This window comes from Rhodococcus yunnanensis NBRC 103083 (genome assembly GCF_001895005.1).
Lineage (GTDB): Bacteria > Actinomycetota > Actinomycetes > Mycobacteriales > Mycobacteriaceae > Rhodococcoides > Rhodococcoides yunnanense.
Map to the genome: position 1 here is coordinate 1 of NZ_BCXH01000014.1, position 15,137 is coordinate 15,137.

17 protein-coding genes are annotated in these 15,137 nt (G+C 61.5%); 5 read left to right on the forward strand and 12 right to left on the reverse strand.

All coding sequences use genetic code 11. The annotated features are described in order from the left end of the window. Positions 1-330: 330 nt before the first annotated feature. Together RY1_RS29795 and RY1_RS20210 are read right to left on the reverse strand one after the other, a co-directional pair. Positions 331-540 carry a hypothetical protein gene (locus RY1_RS29795; protein WP_139279931.1) on the reverse strand — a complete coding sequence of 70 codons (210 nt, stop codon included), beginning with the start codon at positions 538-540 and terminating at the stop codon, positions 331-333. Between the two features lie 30 nt (positions 541-570). Then, positions 571-1,149 carry an ArsR/SmtB family transcription factor gene (locus RY1_RS20210; RefSeq protein ID WP_072805844.1) on the reverse strand — a complete coding sequence of 193 codons (579 nt, stop codon included), beginning with the start codon at positions 1,147-1,149 and terminating at the stop codon, positions 571-573. A gap of 376 nt (positions 1,150-1,525) precedes the next feature. On the opposite strand from RY1_RS20210, the gene RY1_RS20220 reads away from it, so the two are divergent. After that, the gene (locus tag RY1_RS20220) at positions 1,526-2,086 is read left to right on the forward strand and encodes an NADPH-dependent FMN reductase (RefSeq protein ID WP_072805846.1); all 561 of its coding nucleotides are present in this window, start codon (positions 1,526-1,528) and stop codon (positions 2,084-2,086) included. Between the two features lie 81 nt (positions 2,087-2,167). Here RY1_RS20220 and RY1_RS20225 read toward each other — a convergent pair whose 3' ends face one another. Both RY1_RS20225 and RY1_RS20230 read right to left on the reverse strand, forming a co-directional pair. Next, positions 2,168-2,833, reverse strand: a complete 666-nt coding sequence (locus RY1_RS20225) for an ATPase (RefSeq protein ID WP_072805847.1) — start codon at positions 2,831-2,833, stop codon at positions 2,168-2,170. Then, positions 2,833-3,192, reverse strand: coding sequence for a TA system antitoxin ParD family protein (locus RY1_RS20230; RefSeq protein WP_072805848.1), 360 nt, complete (start codon positions 3,190-3,192; stop codon positions 2,833-2,835). The genes RY1_RS20225 and RY1_RS20230 overlap by 1 nt, the downstream gene beginning before the upstream one ends. A gap of 201 nt (positions 3,193-3,393) precedes the next feature. On the opposite strand from RY1_RS20230, the gene RY1_RS20235 reads away from it, so the two are divergent. Both RY1_RS20235 and RY1_RS20240 read left to right on the forward strand, forming a co-directional pair. Then, positions 3,394-3,891, forward strand: coding sequence for a phosphate acetyltransferase (locus tag RY1_RS20235; RefSeq protein WP_245819795.1), 498 nt, complete (start codon positions 3,394-3,396; stop codon positions 3,889-3,891). Between the two features lie 237 nt (positions 3,892-4,128). Continuing rightward, positions 4,129-4,710: a DUF4203 domain-containing protein gene (locus tag RY1_RS20240; RefSeq protein ID WP_072805980.1), complete on the forward strand. Its 582-nt coding sequence runs from the start codon at positions 4,129-4,131 to the stop codon at positions 4,708-4,710. 97 nt (positions 4,711-4,807) lie between these two features. Here the strand turns inward: RY1_RS20240 and RY1_RS20245 are convergent, their stop codons facing one another. From RY1_RS20245 to RY1_RS20280, 8 genes are all read right to left on the reverse strand, one after another. Then, positions 4,808-6,145 carry an MFS transporter gene (locus tag RY1_RS20245; protein ID WP_072805849.1) on the reverse strand — a complete coding sequence of 446 codons (1,338 nt, stop codon included), beginning with the start codon at positions 6,143-6,145 and terminating at the stop codon, positions 4,808-4,810. 179 nt (positions 6,146-6,324) lie between these two features. Next, the gene (locus RY1_RS20250) at positions 6,325-7,086 is read right to left on the reverse strand and encodes an SDR family NAD(P)-dependent oxidoreductase (RefSeq protein ID WP_072805981.1); all 762 of its coding nucleotides are present in this window, start codon (positions 7,084-7,086) and stop codon (positions 6,325-6,327) included. A gap of 82 nt (positions 7,087-7,168) precedes the next feature. Next, positions 7,169-7,900, reverse strand: a complete 732-nt coding sequence (locus tag RY1_RS20255; protein ID WP_072805850.1) for an SDR family NAD(P)-dependent oxidoreductase — start codon at positions 7,898-7,900, stop codon at positions 7,169-7,171. A gap of 15 nt (positions 7,901-7,915) precedes the next feature. Further along, positions 7,916-9,133 (reverse strand): acetyl-CoA C-acetyltransferase, encoded by a 1,218-nt coding sequence (locus RY1_RS20260; protein WP_072805851.1) that lies wholly within the window; start codon positions 9,131-9,133, stop codon positions 7,916-7,918. Positions 9,134-9,191: 58 nt separating this feature from the next. Beyond that, on the reverse strand, positions 9,192-10,427 hold the full coding sequence (locus RY1_RS20265; protein ID WP_072805852.1) for a CaiB/BaiF CoA transferase family protein: 1,236 nt from the start codon (positions 10,425-10,427) through the stop codon (positions 9,192-9,194). Next, positions 10,424-10,897, reverse strand: a complete 474-nt coding sequence (locus tag RY1_RS20270) for a MaoC family dehydratase (protein WP_072805853.1) — start codon at positions 10,895-10,897, stop codon at positions 10,424-10,426. The genes RY1_RS20265 and RY1_RS20270 overlap by 4 nt, the downstream gene beginning before the upstream one ends. Next, a complete protein-coding gene (locus RY1_RS20275) occupies positions 10,894-12,045 on the reverse strand; it encodes an acyl-CoA dehydrogenase family protein (protein WP_072805982.1) in 1,152 nt (383 codons plus the stop codon). Before RY1_RS20275 ends, RY1_RS20270 begins: the two co-directional genes overlap by 4 nt. A gap of 38 nt (positions 12,046-12,083) precedes the next feature. Beyond that, a complete protein-coding gene (locus RY1_RS20280) occupies positions 12,084-12,584 on the reverse strand; it encodes a MaoC family dehydratase (protein ID WP_072805854.1) in 501 nt (166 codons plus the stop codon). A 160-nt stretch (positions 12,585-12,744) separates the two neighbouring features. Between RY1_RS20280 and RY1_RS20285 the strand changes: the two genes are divergently transcribed. Both RY1_RS20285 and RY1_RS20290 read left to right on the forward strand, forming a co-directional pair. Continuing rightward, entirely contained in the window at positions 12,745-13,281 is a 537-nt protein-coding gene (locus tag RY1_RS20285; protein ID WP_245819797.1) for a gamma carbonic anhydrase family protein, read from the forward strand. Between the two features lie 217 nt (positions 13,282-13,498). Continuing rightward, complete coding sequence (locus RY1_RS20290) at positions 13,499-15,127, forward strand: AMP-binding protein (RefSeq protein ID WP_072805855.1); 1,629 nt, start codon at positions 13,499-13,501, stop codon at positions 15,125-15,127. Positions 15,128-15,137 lie beyond the last annotated feature (10 nt).

The window sequence follows — 15,137 nt, forward strand, 5'->3', positions numbered from 1 at the left end:
GATCCACGATGTGGACCTAGGTGTCACGAGCGTGTCATAAGTCGGTACGAACGAGCGTGAACCTGGGTGGTACCGCCTGAGCGATTGACAATGGTCAGCGGCTCTGGTGGGCTCAGGTGGACGTATTCGGTTGTCTCCCAACATACTTGTAAGCGAGACCAGTAAGAATGGTCAGAGTCTCTTTGTTTGCCCTGGTGAGGACCGCTCGTTTCAGGAATGAGCCGGTTCTGTCCATGGTCGTTCACCTGGGGTTTTGTGACCAAGGTGACCCGGGACCGCCAGGAGATCGGGAGGATTCGGGAGTCGGTGTCACAGAAAGTCACAACTGCTTCAGTGGGTGAGGGCCACAAGCTCACGACTCGAGCGGGATTCGGCTTCTATCGCCTTGTTCAGCGCTTGCCATGCCCGTTCGAGCTCGCGGCGGTCCTGCTCGGCGCGTCGTCGTGCCTCGGCGATGAGACGGCGATCATGGTGCCTGACGTGACGGTCGGTCTCGAGCGCTTGCAGGTACAGATGAAGCTCAGCGGATATGTTGTGCACGGTGGCGTCCCTTCTCGGTGATACGAAAAATCAAGGATTGTAGGGAAATCCGTGAGCGAAGACCATTACGTGCTCGGTGCCGGCGTGATCTTCCTTCTTGCGATCCAACGAGTGCTCGTTCCACTTCGACAGGACTGCGCGGAGTTCTTCGCGCATCCGATCCGCTTCCTCCGCCGTCAGCTGCAGTACGTGGTCGGTGCTGAACGACGCCTGCTTCCATTCGTCGCTCCACGAATCGGAAGTCGAGTCGTACTCACGCTGCCGCGCGAACTGATTCTCGACCAACGCCTGCTTGGCGGCATTGCTCGCCGCTCGACCCTCCGGCGTGCCCTCGAAGTCGGACGACGACCAGCTGAATCCTTCCTCGGGGACGCGCCACCACCGCTCGCGGCCATCGGTGCCAAGGTCGGGTGCCTCGTGTGCGAACCCGGCGTCGGCAAGCTTGCGTAGGTGATAGCTGACCGAGGCAGGTGACTCGTCGACGATCTGTCCGAGTTGACTTGCCGTGGCCGTCCCTTCGGCACGAAGCGCGTACAGCAACCGCACTCGCAGGGGATGGGCCAACGCTTTGAGCTGTGAGACGTCGGCAATCGGACGGGGAGTACGCATGAGTACACGCTAGACCCGAAAGAAATATTGCGCAATATTATTTGCGGATCATCGGGGAACTGGTTGGCGGGATCAGTAGCTGTTCGTACGTCGCAAGGAGACCATTCCGCCGACATCGTGTTTGTAGCAGCACAACCCGGCAAGCAACGCAGCATGCGCGTTCCTGCGGTGGTAATCAGATCTACAGTGCTCGATGCAGATCTCGCGAGCCTTTCGACCGAATCGGCCCAAGCCGGACGACGATGGTTCGTCGAGGGACGTCACTTCTCGATGTTGGTGTGCGGGGCAATGTGTGTAGTGGGCGCGTTGGTCGCGTTCGCTAATATCAGAACCAGCGACCTGCACGCTGCGTCTCCGTCCGATTGAGAGGATCGCAATGTCCAGCAAAACGTTGCTCATGATCTCCGGCTCGCTTCGGCTCGGATCGACGAACACGGCAGCCATCAACACCGCCGCCCGGTTGACTCCGGTTGGGTGGACCACCGAGGTGTACCGCGGTATGAACGAGTTGCCGCATTTCAATCCCGACGACGATGACGAGTCGGTCACCGTCGTCGACGGTGTCGTACGTTTGCGGAGCGCAATCGGAACGAGCGCGGCGATCTTGATCTGCACTCCCGAATACGCCGGTGCGCTCCCCGGCAGCTTCAAGAATCTTCTCGACTGGACAGTCGGCGGAATGGAAATAGTCGGCAAACCCGTTGCGTGGCTCAATGTGTCGGCACATGCCACGCATGCGGCCGACGCGCACGAATCTCTTCGGAAGGTACTCGGGTTCACCGGGGCCGACATCGTCGATGCCGCGTGCGTGGACATCCCGGTCGCCCGGGCGGATATCGGCGGCGATGTGCTGGTTACCGCCGATGCATTCGAAGTCGCGGCTACCGAGTCGCTTCGAGTACTTACCGATTACGCTGCGGCGGTAACTGCCGACTGACGACCGACGGCGTCGGCATGGTGATCAGGGTGACGACTCGATCCGGCTGATGGTCTGTTCGAGGACCACCCGTATCCCGCCTCAGTCTTTCCGTTTTGGACGAACGGGGCGACGCTCGGGTTCAACTCGCTGTGGCTGAATCCGCTCATGTGTCGGTGTGGTGTGTCCGGCTGTACCGCCGGCGTTCGTCAGCGCAGCGGGTGCCCATTTCGGCCAGCTTGCGGGCCCGATGAGTGTGCCGTGGGTGAATCGTGCACACGGCCGGAACGGGATTCGTGCGCTGCCGTTGTCGAACACGTCGACCACGTCGGCGATGTCGATTGCGGTGGCGAGATGGGTCCATACGCGTTCGTAGCGGGCTCGGATCTTCTCTTCGGGTACGCCGTGTCCGCCGCGGCGTACGCGTTCGGTGACGCGCTGCACCGCAAGTTCGACGGGGACGATGACGATGTGCAGATGCACGAGGTAGCCGGCGTCGACGGCGTCGGATACCAGCTTCACTTTGCTCGGGTGCGAGAACACGGTTTCGGTGATGAACGACTGCTGTAGGGCGATGCGTTCTCTGCGTTGGGTTTCGGCGATCCGTGCTGCCTCGTAGGCATGTTCGGCCTGCGCGTCAGGCCAACGTTCGAGCGCTATTTCGTCGGCGTTGATGAACGGCAGTGCGGTGACCGGAATGAGCACATCGCGGGCGTAGGTGGATTTACCGGCACCGTTGGATCCAGCAAGGAGATGCAGTAGCGGCATCAGCCGCGAGCGGGATGAACGATGAGATTGCCGTCCTCGTCGACTTCCGAGTACGACTCACCTGCAGCTGTGAATTGCTCGGCGTAGTTCTGCTGGCTTCGAAGCGACGCGGCGCGATCGGCCCATTCTTCTCGGATGATTGCCTGCTCGTGCTCGCTGAGCGAATCATAGGAACCAGTGCCTGTAAGGACCGCTGTGATCGCTCGGTGATTCATTCGAGGCGACATTTCGATCTCGCGCCCGATTCGTGCCCAGTGCGCAATTTGCTGTGGCACCGTACGCGAGGTGGTCAGCGTGGCCGCAGCGGCCGAGTCGTACACGTCAGCAGGTAGACGAGTCGGTTGGCTTGTCCTGGTCATGTGCGCATTGTAGCACCGTGCTACAAGCGTGATCGGGTGAGAGTCCCGACCTGTGCTTCCGGTTCGACATTGCTCCCGCTCATTGCGTGCGACACAGATCTCGGCGTCGCACGCGACTCTGGAGTCGGTACGAACGCGCATGGGATCGGGGTGGCACCGCCTGAACGATCGGCACAGGTGGGGGCGCTGTGGTGGATCCGGGTGGACGTAGTCCACATGGCGTTGGGTCGGCGGGCACTGGTTCAGCACGTCGCCGTCGTAGGGCATCATGAGTTGATGAGCGATCTCGAGTACCTCGCCGCTTTGCTTGCTGGACTGGATGCGGAGATAGCGCGAGTTTCTGCTGCTGACTCGGGCTCCGACGAGCAGTCGTCTGCCATCGATGACGCGGTCGATGCCGTTTTGCGCTTGCGCGCGAAGGTCAAGGCCGGTTACCCCGGCAAGAAGGCTTACTACATCGCAGCGTCGACCGATCCGAACGGCATCAGGGTCGAGGGTATCTCTGCCCTGCAGGGCAAACGTGCACACGAACTGGTACGAGACGGCGGGTGGATGCACGCCGATTCCACCACAGTGCTCGATCTACTCGACGACGATCAGATCAGTCGGTACCGAGCAGTCGCGGGGCGCGGTGTGGCGCAGACGTTCCGTGACTCACGTGAATATCTCGCAGCGGCAACTGGTCTCGCCGAAAAGTAGTCATAGCATCAGTGCGGGTCGTTCGCTGCGTTGGGTTTCGGCGATTCGTGCAGCCTCGTAGGCATGTTCGGCGACAAGCGCACAAGTGATCTGCGGTATTTGTCCCATCATTCGTCGGGGATGTCGACGGAGCGCTCCGATACGCAGGGGTCGCTGATTTTCATCCCAACCAGATGAGGCGGACTCCGGGTACTCGTCCGAAGATGAGGCCATGCTGTATACGACCTGGGAGTGCGCATGAATGGGATCGTGGTCCTTCTTGTCGGTGGCTTGCTGTGCTTCTACGGAATTCGCTCACTCCATCTGGCGGTATTGGCAACAGGGTTCGGGATCGGTTGGCTCGTCACAGACCTGTTCAATGCCTCGGTGTCCGTGCTGTTTCTCTTCGCACTCATCGGGGCGGTTGTCGCGTGGGTGGTGACGACCCTTGTCTTCAAGTTTTCTGCTTATTTCATCGGCGGCCTCGCAGGCGCAGTGGTCGGGGCCCGGGCAGCCGATGTGCTTCAGACAGGTGACAACAACTGGGCATTGAGCGCGATCGTGGTGCTCGCAGTCGGTGTGTCGGGCGCCTTTCTCGCGGACAAATTCCGCGCACGGGCGCTCCTGTGGCTCACCTCGATCGGCGGCGCAAGCATGATTCTCGACGGTGTGGGCAGAGCTGCGGGTCCGCTCGAATTCCTGCACGACCCGAGCCCAGGTTGGCAGCAGGTGACGTCGACTCTGGCGTGGATCGCACTCAGCGTCGCCGGTTGGCTCGTCCAGCGCAACCTGTTCGCGGACAAGCTGGGAATCGAGAAACGCGATCTTCGGAAGAGGTGACGGGGGGTGGGCGGCGTCCCTGCATCGACCATGATCGCCCCTCCCTCCGTCGCGTGACATCGACGCTTGGAGGGAGAGGCGACAGGTGATCGATCAGCTACGTGGTGCGGGCAGAATCCAGAACTGGCTTGTGGTCAACCTCTTTTGGGTCCGTTGTCCGGGTTTCGCTCCTGGCCGCGATGAGGACGGCGGTCAAGCTCACGGCGGCTGCAACGATGATGTAGACCGAGATCGCCCAGGAAGAACCTGCCCATTCGAGTAGGAGAAGCGCGATGATCGGTACGAATCCGCTGATGAGCGCGCCTGACGCCTGGTAGCTCACGGAGATTCCGCTGTACCTGACGTTGGGTTCGAACAGGCCTGCCAGGAATGCACTCACAGGAGCGTAGGTCAACGAGACACACACGCCGCACACCAAGCCCAAGGCCAGAAGTATCAGGACCGGGTTTCGGCTGTCGATCATCCAGAAGAAGGGGAAGGCCGCGAGAATGGTGAGTACGCTACCGATGGCGATGATTCGGCTCGGGCCGAAGCGATCTGCCAGGAGAGCGGAGACCAAGAGGCCTGCCGCCATCAAGACCGATGCGAGGCATACCGCAAGAAGCATGAATCCTCTTGTGACACCTTCATTTTGACGATAGGACAAGACGAAGACAACAGCGATGTAGTAGAAGACGTTGGTGACGGCCATCGTGCAGAAGCCGATGAGTACTCGGCGCCAGCTGGTTCTGATGACCGTGACGACGGGGAACTTGACTCGCGACTTGTCCTGTTTGACCTCTTCGAAATCCGGAGATTCGGGCAACGTCATACGGATGTACAACCCGATGACGATCAGCAGTGAGCTGGCGAGGAACGGAATTCTCCAACCCCAGGACATGAACTGGTCGTCGGGCAGAAGTTGAACCAGGTAGAAGAAGCCGGTGGCAAGGACCAGCCCGACCGAGATTCCGACCAGTGGCCAGCTTCCGTAGAACGCCTTGAGCTTTCGTGGTGCATGTTCGGTGGCCATCAGAACTGCTCCGCCGAACTCGCCCCCGACTCCGATGCCTTGGAACACACGCACGACGACAAGCAGAATCGGTGCCCACACGCCGATCTGTGCATAGGTGGGCAGCAACCCGATGACGACCGTGGCGACGCCCATGATCAGCAGACTCGTGACCAGCATCGTCTTCCTGCCCACTCGATCACCGAAGTGACCGAAAATTATCCCACCGAACGGCCGCGCGAAGAACGCCACCGCCAACGTGAGAAACGAGGCGAGCGTGCCGGTGAAGCTGTCGTACGTGGGGAAGAAGATCTTGCTGAACACCAACGCCGAGGCGGTCGCGAAAATGTAGAAGTCGTAGAACTCGATGGTGGTGCCGATCAGGCTGGCACCAGCAATCCGGCGGATCGATACCTTGTCCGGTGCGGCTTCAGGTGTTGTCATGTGGTCCTCGTCGTGGATGAGTCAAATCGGGGTGTGCGGGACTCGTTCTGTGCCAATATGTGGCACGCTGTTCCGTGCTTCTAACTTTAAATTATGACCTAGCTCACGTCAAGAGCTGAATTCCGGCTGGAACAGCGAGATATGACCACGGACAACGGAATTCGCCCTGCCGCGGCGAATCACGTGATGGTGACTCCGCCGTCGATCGCGATGGTCTGGCCGGTGACGTAACCGGCGGCATCGGAAGCGAGCCACACCAGGGAGGCTGCAAGCTCCTCCTCGTTGCCGGTCCTGCCGAGCACCATCCTCGGCATCATGGAGTCGAGATAACCGTCCCGGTACTGGTGAGTCATTTCCGATTCGAAGAAGCCTGGGGCAATCGCGTTGACGCGAATGCCCTTTCTGCTGCCCCACTGTTGAGCAAGATCTCGCGTCAGACCGATGACGCCGGCTTTGCTTGCCGCGTATGCCGCCTGGGGGAGTCCGGCCGTGGTCAGGCCCAGAATGCTCGATATGTTGATGATGGAGCTGCCCGGTTGCATCACGGCACCGCATGCCTGCGCGGACCAGTACGAACCCAGCAGATTGACGTCGAGAACCGACCGAAACTGTCCCGGGGTTTCTCGTGAGGCCGGGACTGCGGTGGCGATTCCGGCATTGTTGACCAGCACATCGATTCGACCGAATTCGGACATGGCCGCGGTCGCCATAGCTCGACAGTCGTCGGGCTCGGCGACGTCGGTACCGACGCACAACGCGCGACGACCTCGCGAACGAACGAGTTCTGCAGTGTCCTGGAGTCCGTTCACGCGTCGCGCAGCAAGGACCAGGTCTGCACCCGCCTCGGCAAGGGCGACGGCGAATGCCACACCGAGCCCCGAGGATGCGCCGGTGACGATCGCTACCCGGCCGTCGAGCCGAAATCTGTCCAACACGCTCATGTACGTTTCTCCCGGTCGTTCCACTGTCGTTCGGTCTCGGCGCGACAGTACGTCTGCCATGAAAGCGTCCGTTCGATGTGGGTCACATGGACACACCGCCGTCGACCGGGAGGACGACGCCGGTGATGTAGCTCGCCTCTTCGGAGGCGAGGAAACCGATGGCGTCCGCCATCTCGGAGGGATCGGCGAATCGCGATATCGGGCCGGTCAATTCGGCGATCTTCTCGTCGGGAATCGATGCCGTCATACGCGTCGCCGCATTGGGCGAGATTGCATTCACGGTTACGCCGAAGGCTGCCAACTCTTTTGCGGCCGTCTTCGTGAAACCGATGATCCCGGCTTTGGCGGTGGCATAGTTCGCCTGGCCGCGATTGCCGTGCAGTCCGGTGTAGGACGTGACGTTGACGACTCGTCCGTATTCCTGGTTGCGGAAGTGCGGGACACACGCCCTGGTGAATCGGAAAGTGCCACCGGCATGTACCGCGAGAACCTGATCCCAGTCACTGTCGGTGAGTTTCCACAGCACCTTGTCGCGCAGGATTCCAGCGTTGTTGATCAAGATGTCGACGCGCCCGGTTTCGGCGATCACGGTACCGATGACTCGTTCCACATCGTCGGTGTTGCTGACATCGGCAGCAATGCCGACAGCGCCCACGTCGCGTGCCGCGTCCTCCAGCTCGTCCTTGTCGAAATCCACCATGAACACCGTAGCTTTGGCCTCGGCGAAGTGGCGGGCGAGCGCCTTACCGATTCCGCGTGCCGCGCCTGTGACGACTACGGTGCGGCCGGTGAAGTCGAAAGTAATATTTCCCATTGTTTTCCTGTCGCTTCAGTGGAGACGTTCCAATACCATTGCCATGCCCTGTCCGCCTCCGACGCACATGGTTTCGAGACCGAACCGTCCGCCGTGAGCGGTCAAGTTGTTCAGCAGTGTGGTGGTGATTCGAGCGCCGGTCGCCCCGAACGGGTGCCCGAGCGCGATCGCACCACCCGACACGTTCAGCTTGTCTTCGTCGATGTCGAGGGCTCGCGCCGAACCGAGAACCTGTACCGCGAACGCCTCGTTGATCTCGACCAGGTCGATGTCGTCGATCGTCAGGCCCGCCAGCGCCAGTGCGCGCTTGGACGCCTCGATCGGACCGAGTCCCATGATCTCCGGCGACAGGCCGGACACTCCGGTCGAGACGATCCGTGCGAGCGGAGTGAGCCCGAGCTGCTCGGCTTTGGTGTCGGACATGATGATCAAGGCTGCGGCGCCGTCGTTGAGCGGGCATGCGTTTCCCGCGGTCACAGTGCCGTCCGGACGGAAGACCGGCCTGAGCTTGGAGACGGCTTCGTACGTCGTACCCGCCCGCGGGCCGTCGTCAGTGGAGACGACTGTTCCGTCGTGGAGGGTGATGGGCGAGATCTCGCGGTCGAAGAATCCGGACGCGATAGCCTGCTCTGCGCGGTTCTGCGACCTGACACCCCACTGGTCTTGTTCTTCGCGTGAGATCCCGGTGATCTGCGCTACGTTCTCGGCGGTCTGCCCCATCGCGATGTAGGTGTCCGGGATACGTGAATCCAGGCGGGGGTCCGTCCAGAGCTCGCCTCCTTCCGCGAGCCGTGCGGTGCGGGCCTGCGCGTCGTCGTACAGAGGATTGTGGGTGTCCGGGAGCGAGTCGGAGTTTCCCTTGAAGTATCGAGACACGGTTTCCACACCGGCGGAAACGAATACATCGCCTTCGCCGGCTTTGATGGCGTGCAGAGCCATCCGCGTGGTCTGCAACGACGACGAACAGTACCGGGTGACGGTGGTGCCGGGAACAGTGTCGAAGCCGAGCTGTATCGCGACGTTTCGGCCCATGTTCTGACCTTGCTCTCCGCCGGGCAACCCGCACCCCAACATCAAGTCGTCGATCTCGGTCGGATCGAGCGCAGGAATTTTGTCCAGCGCTGCACGGACCACTTGCGCGGTCAGATCGTCTGGTCGCATGGACACCAGTGAACCCTTGTTGGCGCGACCGATCGGTGATCGAGCGAGCGAGACGATGACCGCTTCTGGCATGAAAACTCCTTCGATGGTGCACTGTTCGGTGGTCGAGAAGACGAATGGCGGGCGACGCTCACGCGTGTTCGGTGATGCGGGGTCCGAACGCTCCGGCTGTTTCCATGGCCTCGATGCGGTCGTCGGTGTACCCGGCTTCTCGAAGAATGTCGCGGCGGTGCTCTCCCAGTAGCGGCGCACGGTGCGGCGCCGGTCCAGGAGTTGCCGTGAACTTCATGGGTGTCCCTGCCACGCTCAGTGGTTCGGGGACACCGGGGTGCTCGAGTTCGACGATCATGTTTCTGGCCGCGATGTGTTCGTCGTCGAACAATGCAGCCGCGTCGTTGACGGGGCCCACGGAGATGTGGCCGCCGAGTATCTCCAGCACCTCGGCATTGGTGTGCAGACGAGTCCAGCGTGACAACAGTTCTCGGACTTCGTCGGCATGGCGGACGCGATCTGCATTGGTCGCGAATCGTCGATCATGACCCAGCTCCGGCCGAGAGATCAGTTCGCACAGAAGAACCCAGTGGTGATCACGCGGTGCGGCTATGGTCACGTATCCATTGGCAGTGGGAAACATGTCGAACGGTGACAGCTGGGGATTTCCGTTGCCCTGAGGTCCGGGAATGCTACCGGTGTACGAGTGTTGGTAGATCACGCGCTCACACAGGGACACTATCGAGTCGTACATCGATACGTCGACGAACTGTCCGACGCCGGTGCGCTCGGCGTGGCGCAGCGCTGCGATCACCGCGACCGATGCGAACATACCTGGAACGATGTCGCCGACCCCTGGCCCGACCTTGGTGGGATGCGCCTCGTCCGGCCCTGTTATCGCCATGATCCCGCCCATGGCCTGGGCGACAACGTCATAGGACGGCCATGAGGAGTACGGGCTCTCACCGGTCCGAGGGTCACCGAATCCGCGCACGGCCGCATAGACCAGCCGCGGGTTGCGCGCGGACAGGGCTTCATAGGACAGGCCGAGCCGTTCCATCACTCCGACGCGAAAGTTCTCGACGACGATGTCGGCATTGTCGGCCAATGCCTGGAACACCTCGCGCCCCTGCTCGGTCTTGAGATCGAGGGCGACGCTTCGCTTGTTCCTGTTGATGCTCTGGAAGTACCCGCCGAACGCGAGTTGTCGGTCTTCGGGGTGGTACGGCCCCTGCTGGCGCACACTGTCGCCGTCGGGCGGCTCGATCTTGACGACGTCCGCACCCATGTCGCCGAGGAGCATCGTGCAGTACGGTCCCGAGAGCTGTGTCGTGAGATCGACGACGCGTACTCCTGCCAGCGGTCCGGCGGTCATGTCGAGGCCGCGTGGTCACGTCGGCTGATCACGACGGTTCGCTCGCCTTCGAAGACGATCTGATCTCGCTGGTTGACGCCGTAGTGCCGAAATCGGACGATCCCGGCGTCGACCCGGCTCGGGAGTGGTTCCGTTCCGATCACTTCGGTGAAGGCGTGCAGGGTGTCGCCGTGAAATACCGGCGACGAGAATCGAATCTTGTCCAGACCCTTTTCCTCCACTGCGTGTTCGGCCGTGTCCTGTGACGCCAAGCCGATCACGATGGAGGCGGTGATTCCTCCGAATACGATGCGTTGCCCGAAATCCGTTTCTTTCATCGACAACTCGTTGAAGTGGCCCTGCGCAGTGTTCATCGCCATCAACGTGATCAGGACGTTGTCCATTTCCGTCACGGTGCGGCCTCGCGCATGTTGGAACAGTGAACCCACTTCGAAGTCCTCGAAGTAGTTGTCGCTCGCGGTGATACTCATGCGGGTCCTCGTCCCAGAATCGCGTCGGAGATGATGCGAAGTTGAATCTCCGAAGTTCCTTCGAAGATCTTCGTCAGACGTGCGTCGCGCCAATGGCGTTCGACGGCGAAATCGTTGGTGTAGCCGGCACCGCCGTGTATCTGAAGGCCGGTGCTGGTGACTTTCTCGGCCATTTCGCTGGCGAACAATTTCACCATCGACGCCGGGGTGCTGCATGGGCGATCGTTGTCGATGTCGTCGGCAACCTGGTACATCAGTGAACGTGCAGCCTCGATCTGCGTGGCCATTTCCGCGATCTTGAAGCGAATTGCCTGGAAATCGCCTATGGCAGAGCCGAATTGACGCCTCTGGGCGACGTACGCGACCGAGTCCTCCAATGCGGCGCGAGCCAGGCCGATCGAACGGGCTGCGGTGTGAACCCGCGCGATCTCCAGATGTTCGAGCGCCGCGTAGAACCCGCGACCTTCCTCGCCCAGCAGTGCGTCGGCAGGGAGGCGGAAATCGTCGAAGAAGAGATCCCAAGTCTTCCAGCCGTGGTATCCGATCTTGCGGATGGGCGTCGCGCGAATCCCGTCGGGAAAGGTTCCGCGAGGCTTCTCTATGAGAAATGCGCTGATCCCTCGGTGCCTCCTGTCGGGATCGACGATGGGGTCGGTACGGGCGAAAAGGGTGATGTAATCGGCGCCGTCGGCGAACGTGCACCACATCTTGGAGCCGTTGATCACCCACTCGTCGCCGTCCCTGCGCGCCGCGCATCGCAAGTTGGCCACGTCCGAGCCCGCCTCGCCTTCGGAGAGTGCGAACGCGCCCAGAAAGTCACCCGATGCAGCACGCGGAAGGAAGCGACTCTTCTGTTCTTCGCTGAATCCCGACGACGCCAATCCGTTTCCTCGCGCAATGATGCTGGCCACGCTCATCCAGCCACGAGCGAGTTCCTCGGTGATGAGGCAGTATTCCACCGCGCCGAGTCCCAATCCGCCGAGTTCCTCCGGAATAAGGATTCCGAAGAAGCCCATCTCGGACATTTTGTGCCGCAGCGAATCCGGCATGACCCCTTTCTCCGGATCGAGTTCGTTCGCCAGGGGGAGAACCTCCTTGGCGGTGAACTCGCGCGCAAGCGCGCGCAACTGAACCCGATCTTCGGTCATGTACCACGGGTCGCCTATTCGACGATCGAGGGTGCTGGTCACGATTGTGCTCCTCTCGAATTGACCAAATTGGTACGCAGGAAATCGATGACTACGTTGTCGTGCTGGTCGCGGCCCTCGGTGTGCCATGTGACGATGCCCTGTTTCGGGTTCTTGGCCGATCGGCGAGCGGACTCGACCGTGCTGCGGGCGGTGACGGTGTCGCCGTACTGCAGTTGGGAGTGGAACGTGAGGTCGTCCACTCCGAGAAAGGCAACACCGGTTTCGCTCAGGTCTTCGACGGAGAGCCCGAACACGGTGAGAAAGACGAGCATCGGATTGACGAGGCCGCTCGGGTGTCCGTTCTCGGCCGCGTGCACAGAATTGAAGTACGCGGGGTTGTAGTGGGATGTAAGCGTCGAGAACGTGATGTTGTCGGCTTCGGTGAGCGTTCGTCCCCAGTGATGGCTGAATGTGCGGCCGGGCTCGAAGTCTTCGAAGTACTTGCCTTTGGGCCACAGGACTGCTCGAGACCGTAGGTCTGCGACTGTCGTCGACACGGGATTCCTCTCTGGGTGGGATTGAAGCGCTGGGTGGGATTGGACCGCTGCGGGCGACGTTGGTTGTTCCATTCTGCGGAACGCCGTGCCATATTTGAATCATGGTCCACGTCACAGAGAATTGTCAATATCGGAATACGCGATCGAAAAGGACGGACGAATGAACATGCGGGTGACTGCTGCGACCGTGGTTCTCGGTGGAGAAGCGCCGTCGGTGTCGGACTCCGCCTGGGTAGCGCCGGGTTCGGTGCTGTGTGGCGATGTATCGGTCGGCGCGTCGTCGAGCGTGTGGTATCAGGCGGTGCTACGTGCAGACTGCGCGGCAATTTCCATCGGTGCGCGTTCGAGCGTGCAGGACGGGTGCGTCCTGCACGCCGGCTTCGATCGACCGATTCGCATCGGTGACGATGTGACGGTCGGCCATCGAGCGGTGATTCACGGGGCCGTGATCGAGGATCGGGTGTTGATCGGGATGGGTTCGATCGTGCTGAACGGCGTGCATGTCGGGTCCGACAGCATCGTCGCGGCGGGATCGCTGCTGGTGGAAGGGTTCGAGGTTCCTCGGCGATCGCTGGTGATGGGGAGCCCTGCCCGGGTTGTGCGTGATCTGACGGATACGGAGGTGGCGAGGATCGAGTCCGATGCACGTGTGTACATCGATCTTGCCGAGCTTCATCGAAACGCCGAGTCCCGGTGAGGCCGCGCTTCTGCCGCGCGGATGTTGCGGTGCAGGACGCTTCGCCCTAAAATTCGGCACGGCATACCGTAATATGGAACACTTCGCTGCCGGGCGGTGTGCCGAATCACTTCACCAGTTTCACCCGGGCATCGCACGTATCGCACAACGATCGACGATCATCGTCGATGACGCCCTGCGACGGTCCGGTCGACGGTTCGACCGATAGGAGCACTGAATGTCCGCACTTTCCATGCCCGAGAATCTGTTCGAGCTGACGCAGCGCGTTGCCTCCACGGATCCGGAGCGTTCAGCGCTTCGACTGGCGGTTCCGGGCGCCGCTGCTGTGTCGTACGGCGAACTCGTCCGTCGCGCCGAGAGTGCGGCCGACGGGCTTCGCGCGTTGGGTCTGCAGGCCGGCGACACCGTGGCGTTGTGGTTGCCCAATGGAATCGAGTTCGTGGAGCTCACCCTTGCGGCCGCACGCGTCGGAGTGGTGCTGATGCCTCTGAACACCCGCTACGGAGTCAGCGAGATCTCGCATCTCCTCCGAGTGAGTGACGCCAAGGCCGTGGTTCTCACGCCCGATTTCCTGAAGATCGATTTCATCGAACGATTGCGGCAGGTGCTCGACCAGTGGGCAACCAACGGCGACACCTCGACCCTGCGCTCGGTGGTACTGATCGACAACCGCCGCGGATCGATCGATGAACTCGACGAGATCGTCGTGCACGATTACGAGTCGCTGCTGTCGAACGCACCGCGAGTGCTTCACCCCGAGCGGCCGTTGCCGACCGACATCGGGAACGCCTTCGGTACTTCTGGGACGACGTCGTTGCCGAAACTGGCGCTGCACGACCATGCCGCGACCGTCTCGCACTCGCAGGCTGCTGCGCACTCGGCAGGCATCGGCGAAGGAGATCGTGTCCTGTGTGGTCTACCGTTCTGCGGCACGTTCGGTTTCATCACGTTGACGGCTGCTCTCGCGGGTGGTGCGACGGCACTCGTCATGCCGTCGTACAGAGGTGACGATGCACGAGATGCCGCACGAGAGTGGGGTGCCACCTTCGTGTCCGGTACCGTGCCGATGCTGGAGGCGCTCTTCGATGCAGCGAGTTCCGACGGCGGCGGACTCGATTCGGTGCAACGAGGCGTGGTCGCAGGAGCGACGGTGCAGCCTCTGGTGGAGCGAGCGGAAACGGAGTTCGGCGTCACGATCGTCAACGTCTACGGATCGTCGGAAGTCTTCGCTTTCGCGGCGTCGAGTGATCGATTCGGTGACGCCGCCGCGCGATCGGGCGCGGGTGGACGGCTGGTGCATCCCGATGCTCGGGTGCGCACCGTCGACCCGATCAGTGGTGAGGTCCTACCGGACGGCACACGTGGCGAACTTCAATTTGCCGGGCCGACCATCACTCCCGGGTATCTCAACAACGAGAAAGCGACGCTGGGTGCTGTGACCGAAGACGGTTGGTACAGATCCGGCGATCGAGGAACAGCGTTCGACTCCACTTCGTTCGAATTCGAGGTGCGGCTGGCGGATACGCTCAGGCTCTCGGGCTTCCTCGTCAATCCCACCGAGATCGAGGATCTACTCGGCTCGCATCCGTCTGTCGTCGAGGCGGCGGTCGTCGGAATTCCTGTCCGCGAGGCCTCGGACGAACACCGAGCTGTGGCGTTCGTGATCACCACACCGTCGTCGGCGGCCGATGAACAGACGTTGAAGGAGTTCTGCAAGGCCAGCCTCGCGAACTACAAGGTGCCGCAGCGCATCGTCTTCGTCGAGAGTTTTCCTACGACACCCAGTCCCAACGGCGAGAAGATCCAGAAGAACAGGCTCCGCGAGACTGCGGCAGCGACCGCCTGACATCCATCGA

Coding starts and splice junctions, on each gene's coding strand:
- RY1_RS20210 (WP_072805844.1), bottom strand. CDS start 1,149: ATGCGTACTCCCCGTCCGATTGCCGACGTCTCACAGCTCAAAGCGTTG.
- RY1_RS20260 (WP_072805851.1), bottom strand. CDS start 9,133: ATGCCAGAAGCGGTCATCGTCTCGCTCGCTCGATCACCGATCGGTCGC.
- RY1_RS20270 (WP_072805853.1), bottom strand. CDS start 10,897: ATGAGTATCACCGCGAGCGACAACTACTTCGAGGACTTCGAAGTGGGT.
- RY1_RS20245 (WP_072805849.1), bottom strand. CDS start 6,145: ATGACAACACCTGAAGCCGCACCGGACAAGGTATCGATCCGCCGGATT.
- RY1_RS20250 (WP_072805981.1), bottom strand. CDS start 7,086: ATGAGCGTGTTGGACAGATTTCGGCTCGACGGCCGGGTAGCGATCGTC.
- RY1_RS20240 (WP_072805980.1), top strand. CDS start 4,129: ATGAATGGGATCGTGGTCCTTCTTGTCGGTGGCTTGCTGTGCTTCTAC.
- RY1_RS20225 (WP_072805847.1), bottom strand. CDS start 2,833: ATGCCGCTACTGCATCTCCTTGCTGGATCCAACGGTGCCGGTAAATCC.
- RY1_RS20290 (WP_072805855.1), top strand. CDS start 13,499: ATGTCCGCACTTTCCATGCCCGAGAATCTGTTCGAGCTGACGCAGCGC.
- RY1_RS20220 (WP_072805846.1), top strand. CDS start 1,526: ATGTCCAGCAAAACGTTGCTCATGATCTCCGGCTCGCTTCGGCTCGGA.
- RY1_RS20285 (WP_245819797.1), top strand. CDS start 12,745: ATGAACATGCGGGTGACTGCTGCGACCGTGGTTCTCGGTGGAGAAGCG.
- RY1_RS20265 (WP_072805852.1), bottom strand. CDS start 10,427: ATGACCGCCGGACCGCTGGCAGGAGTACGCGTCGTCGATCTCACGACA.
- RY1_RS20275 (WP_072805982.1), bottom strand. CDS start 12,045: ATGACCGAAGATCGGGTTCAGTTGCGCGCGCTTGCGCGCGAGTTCACC.
- RY1_RS20255 (WP_072805850.1), bottom strand. CDS start 7,900: ATGGGAAATATTACTTTCGACTTCACCGGCCGCACCGTAGTCGTCACA.
- RY1_RS20230 (WP_072805848.1), bottom strand. CDS start 3,192: ATGACCAGGACAAGCCAACCGACTCGTCTACCTGCTGACGTGTACGAC.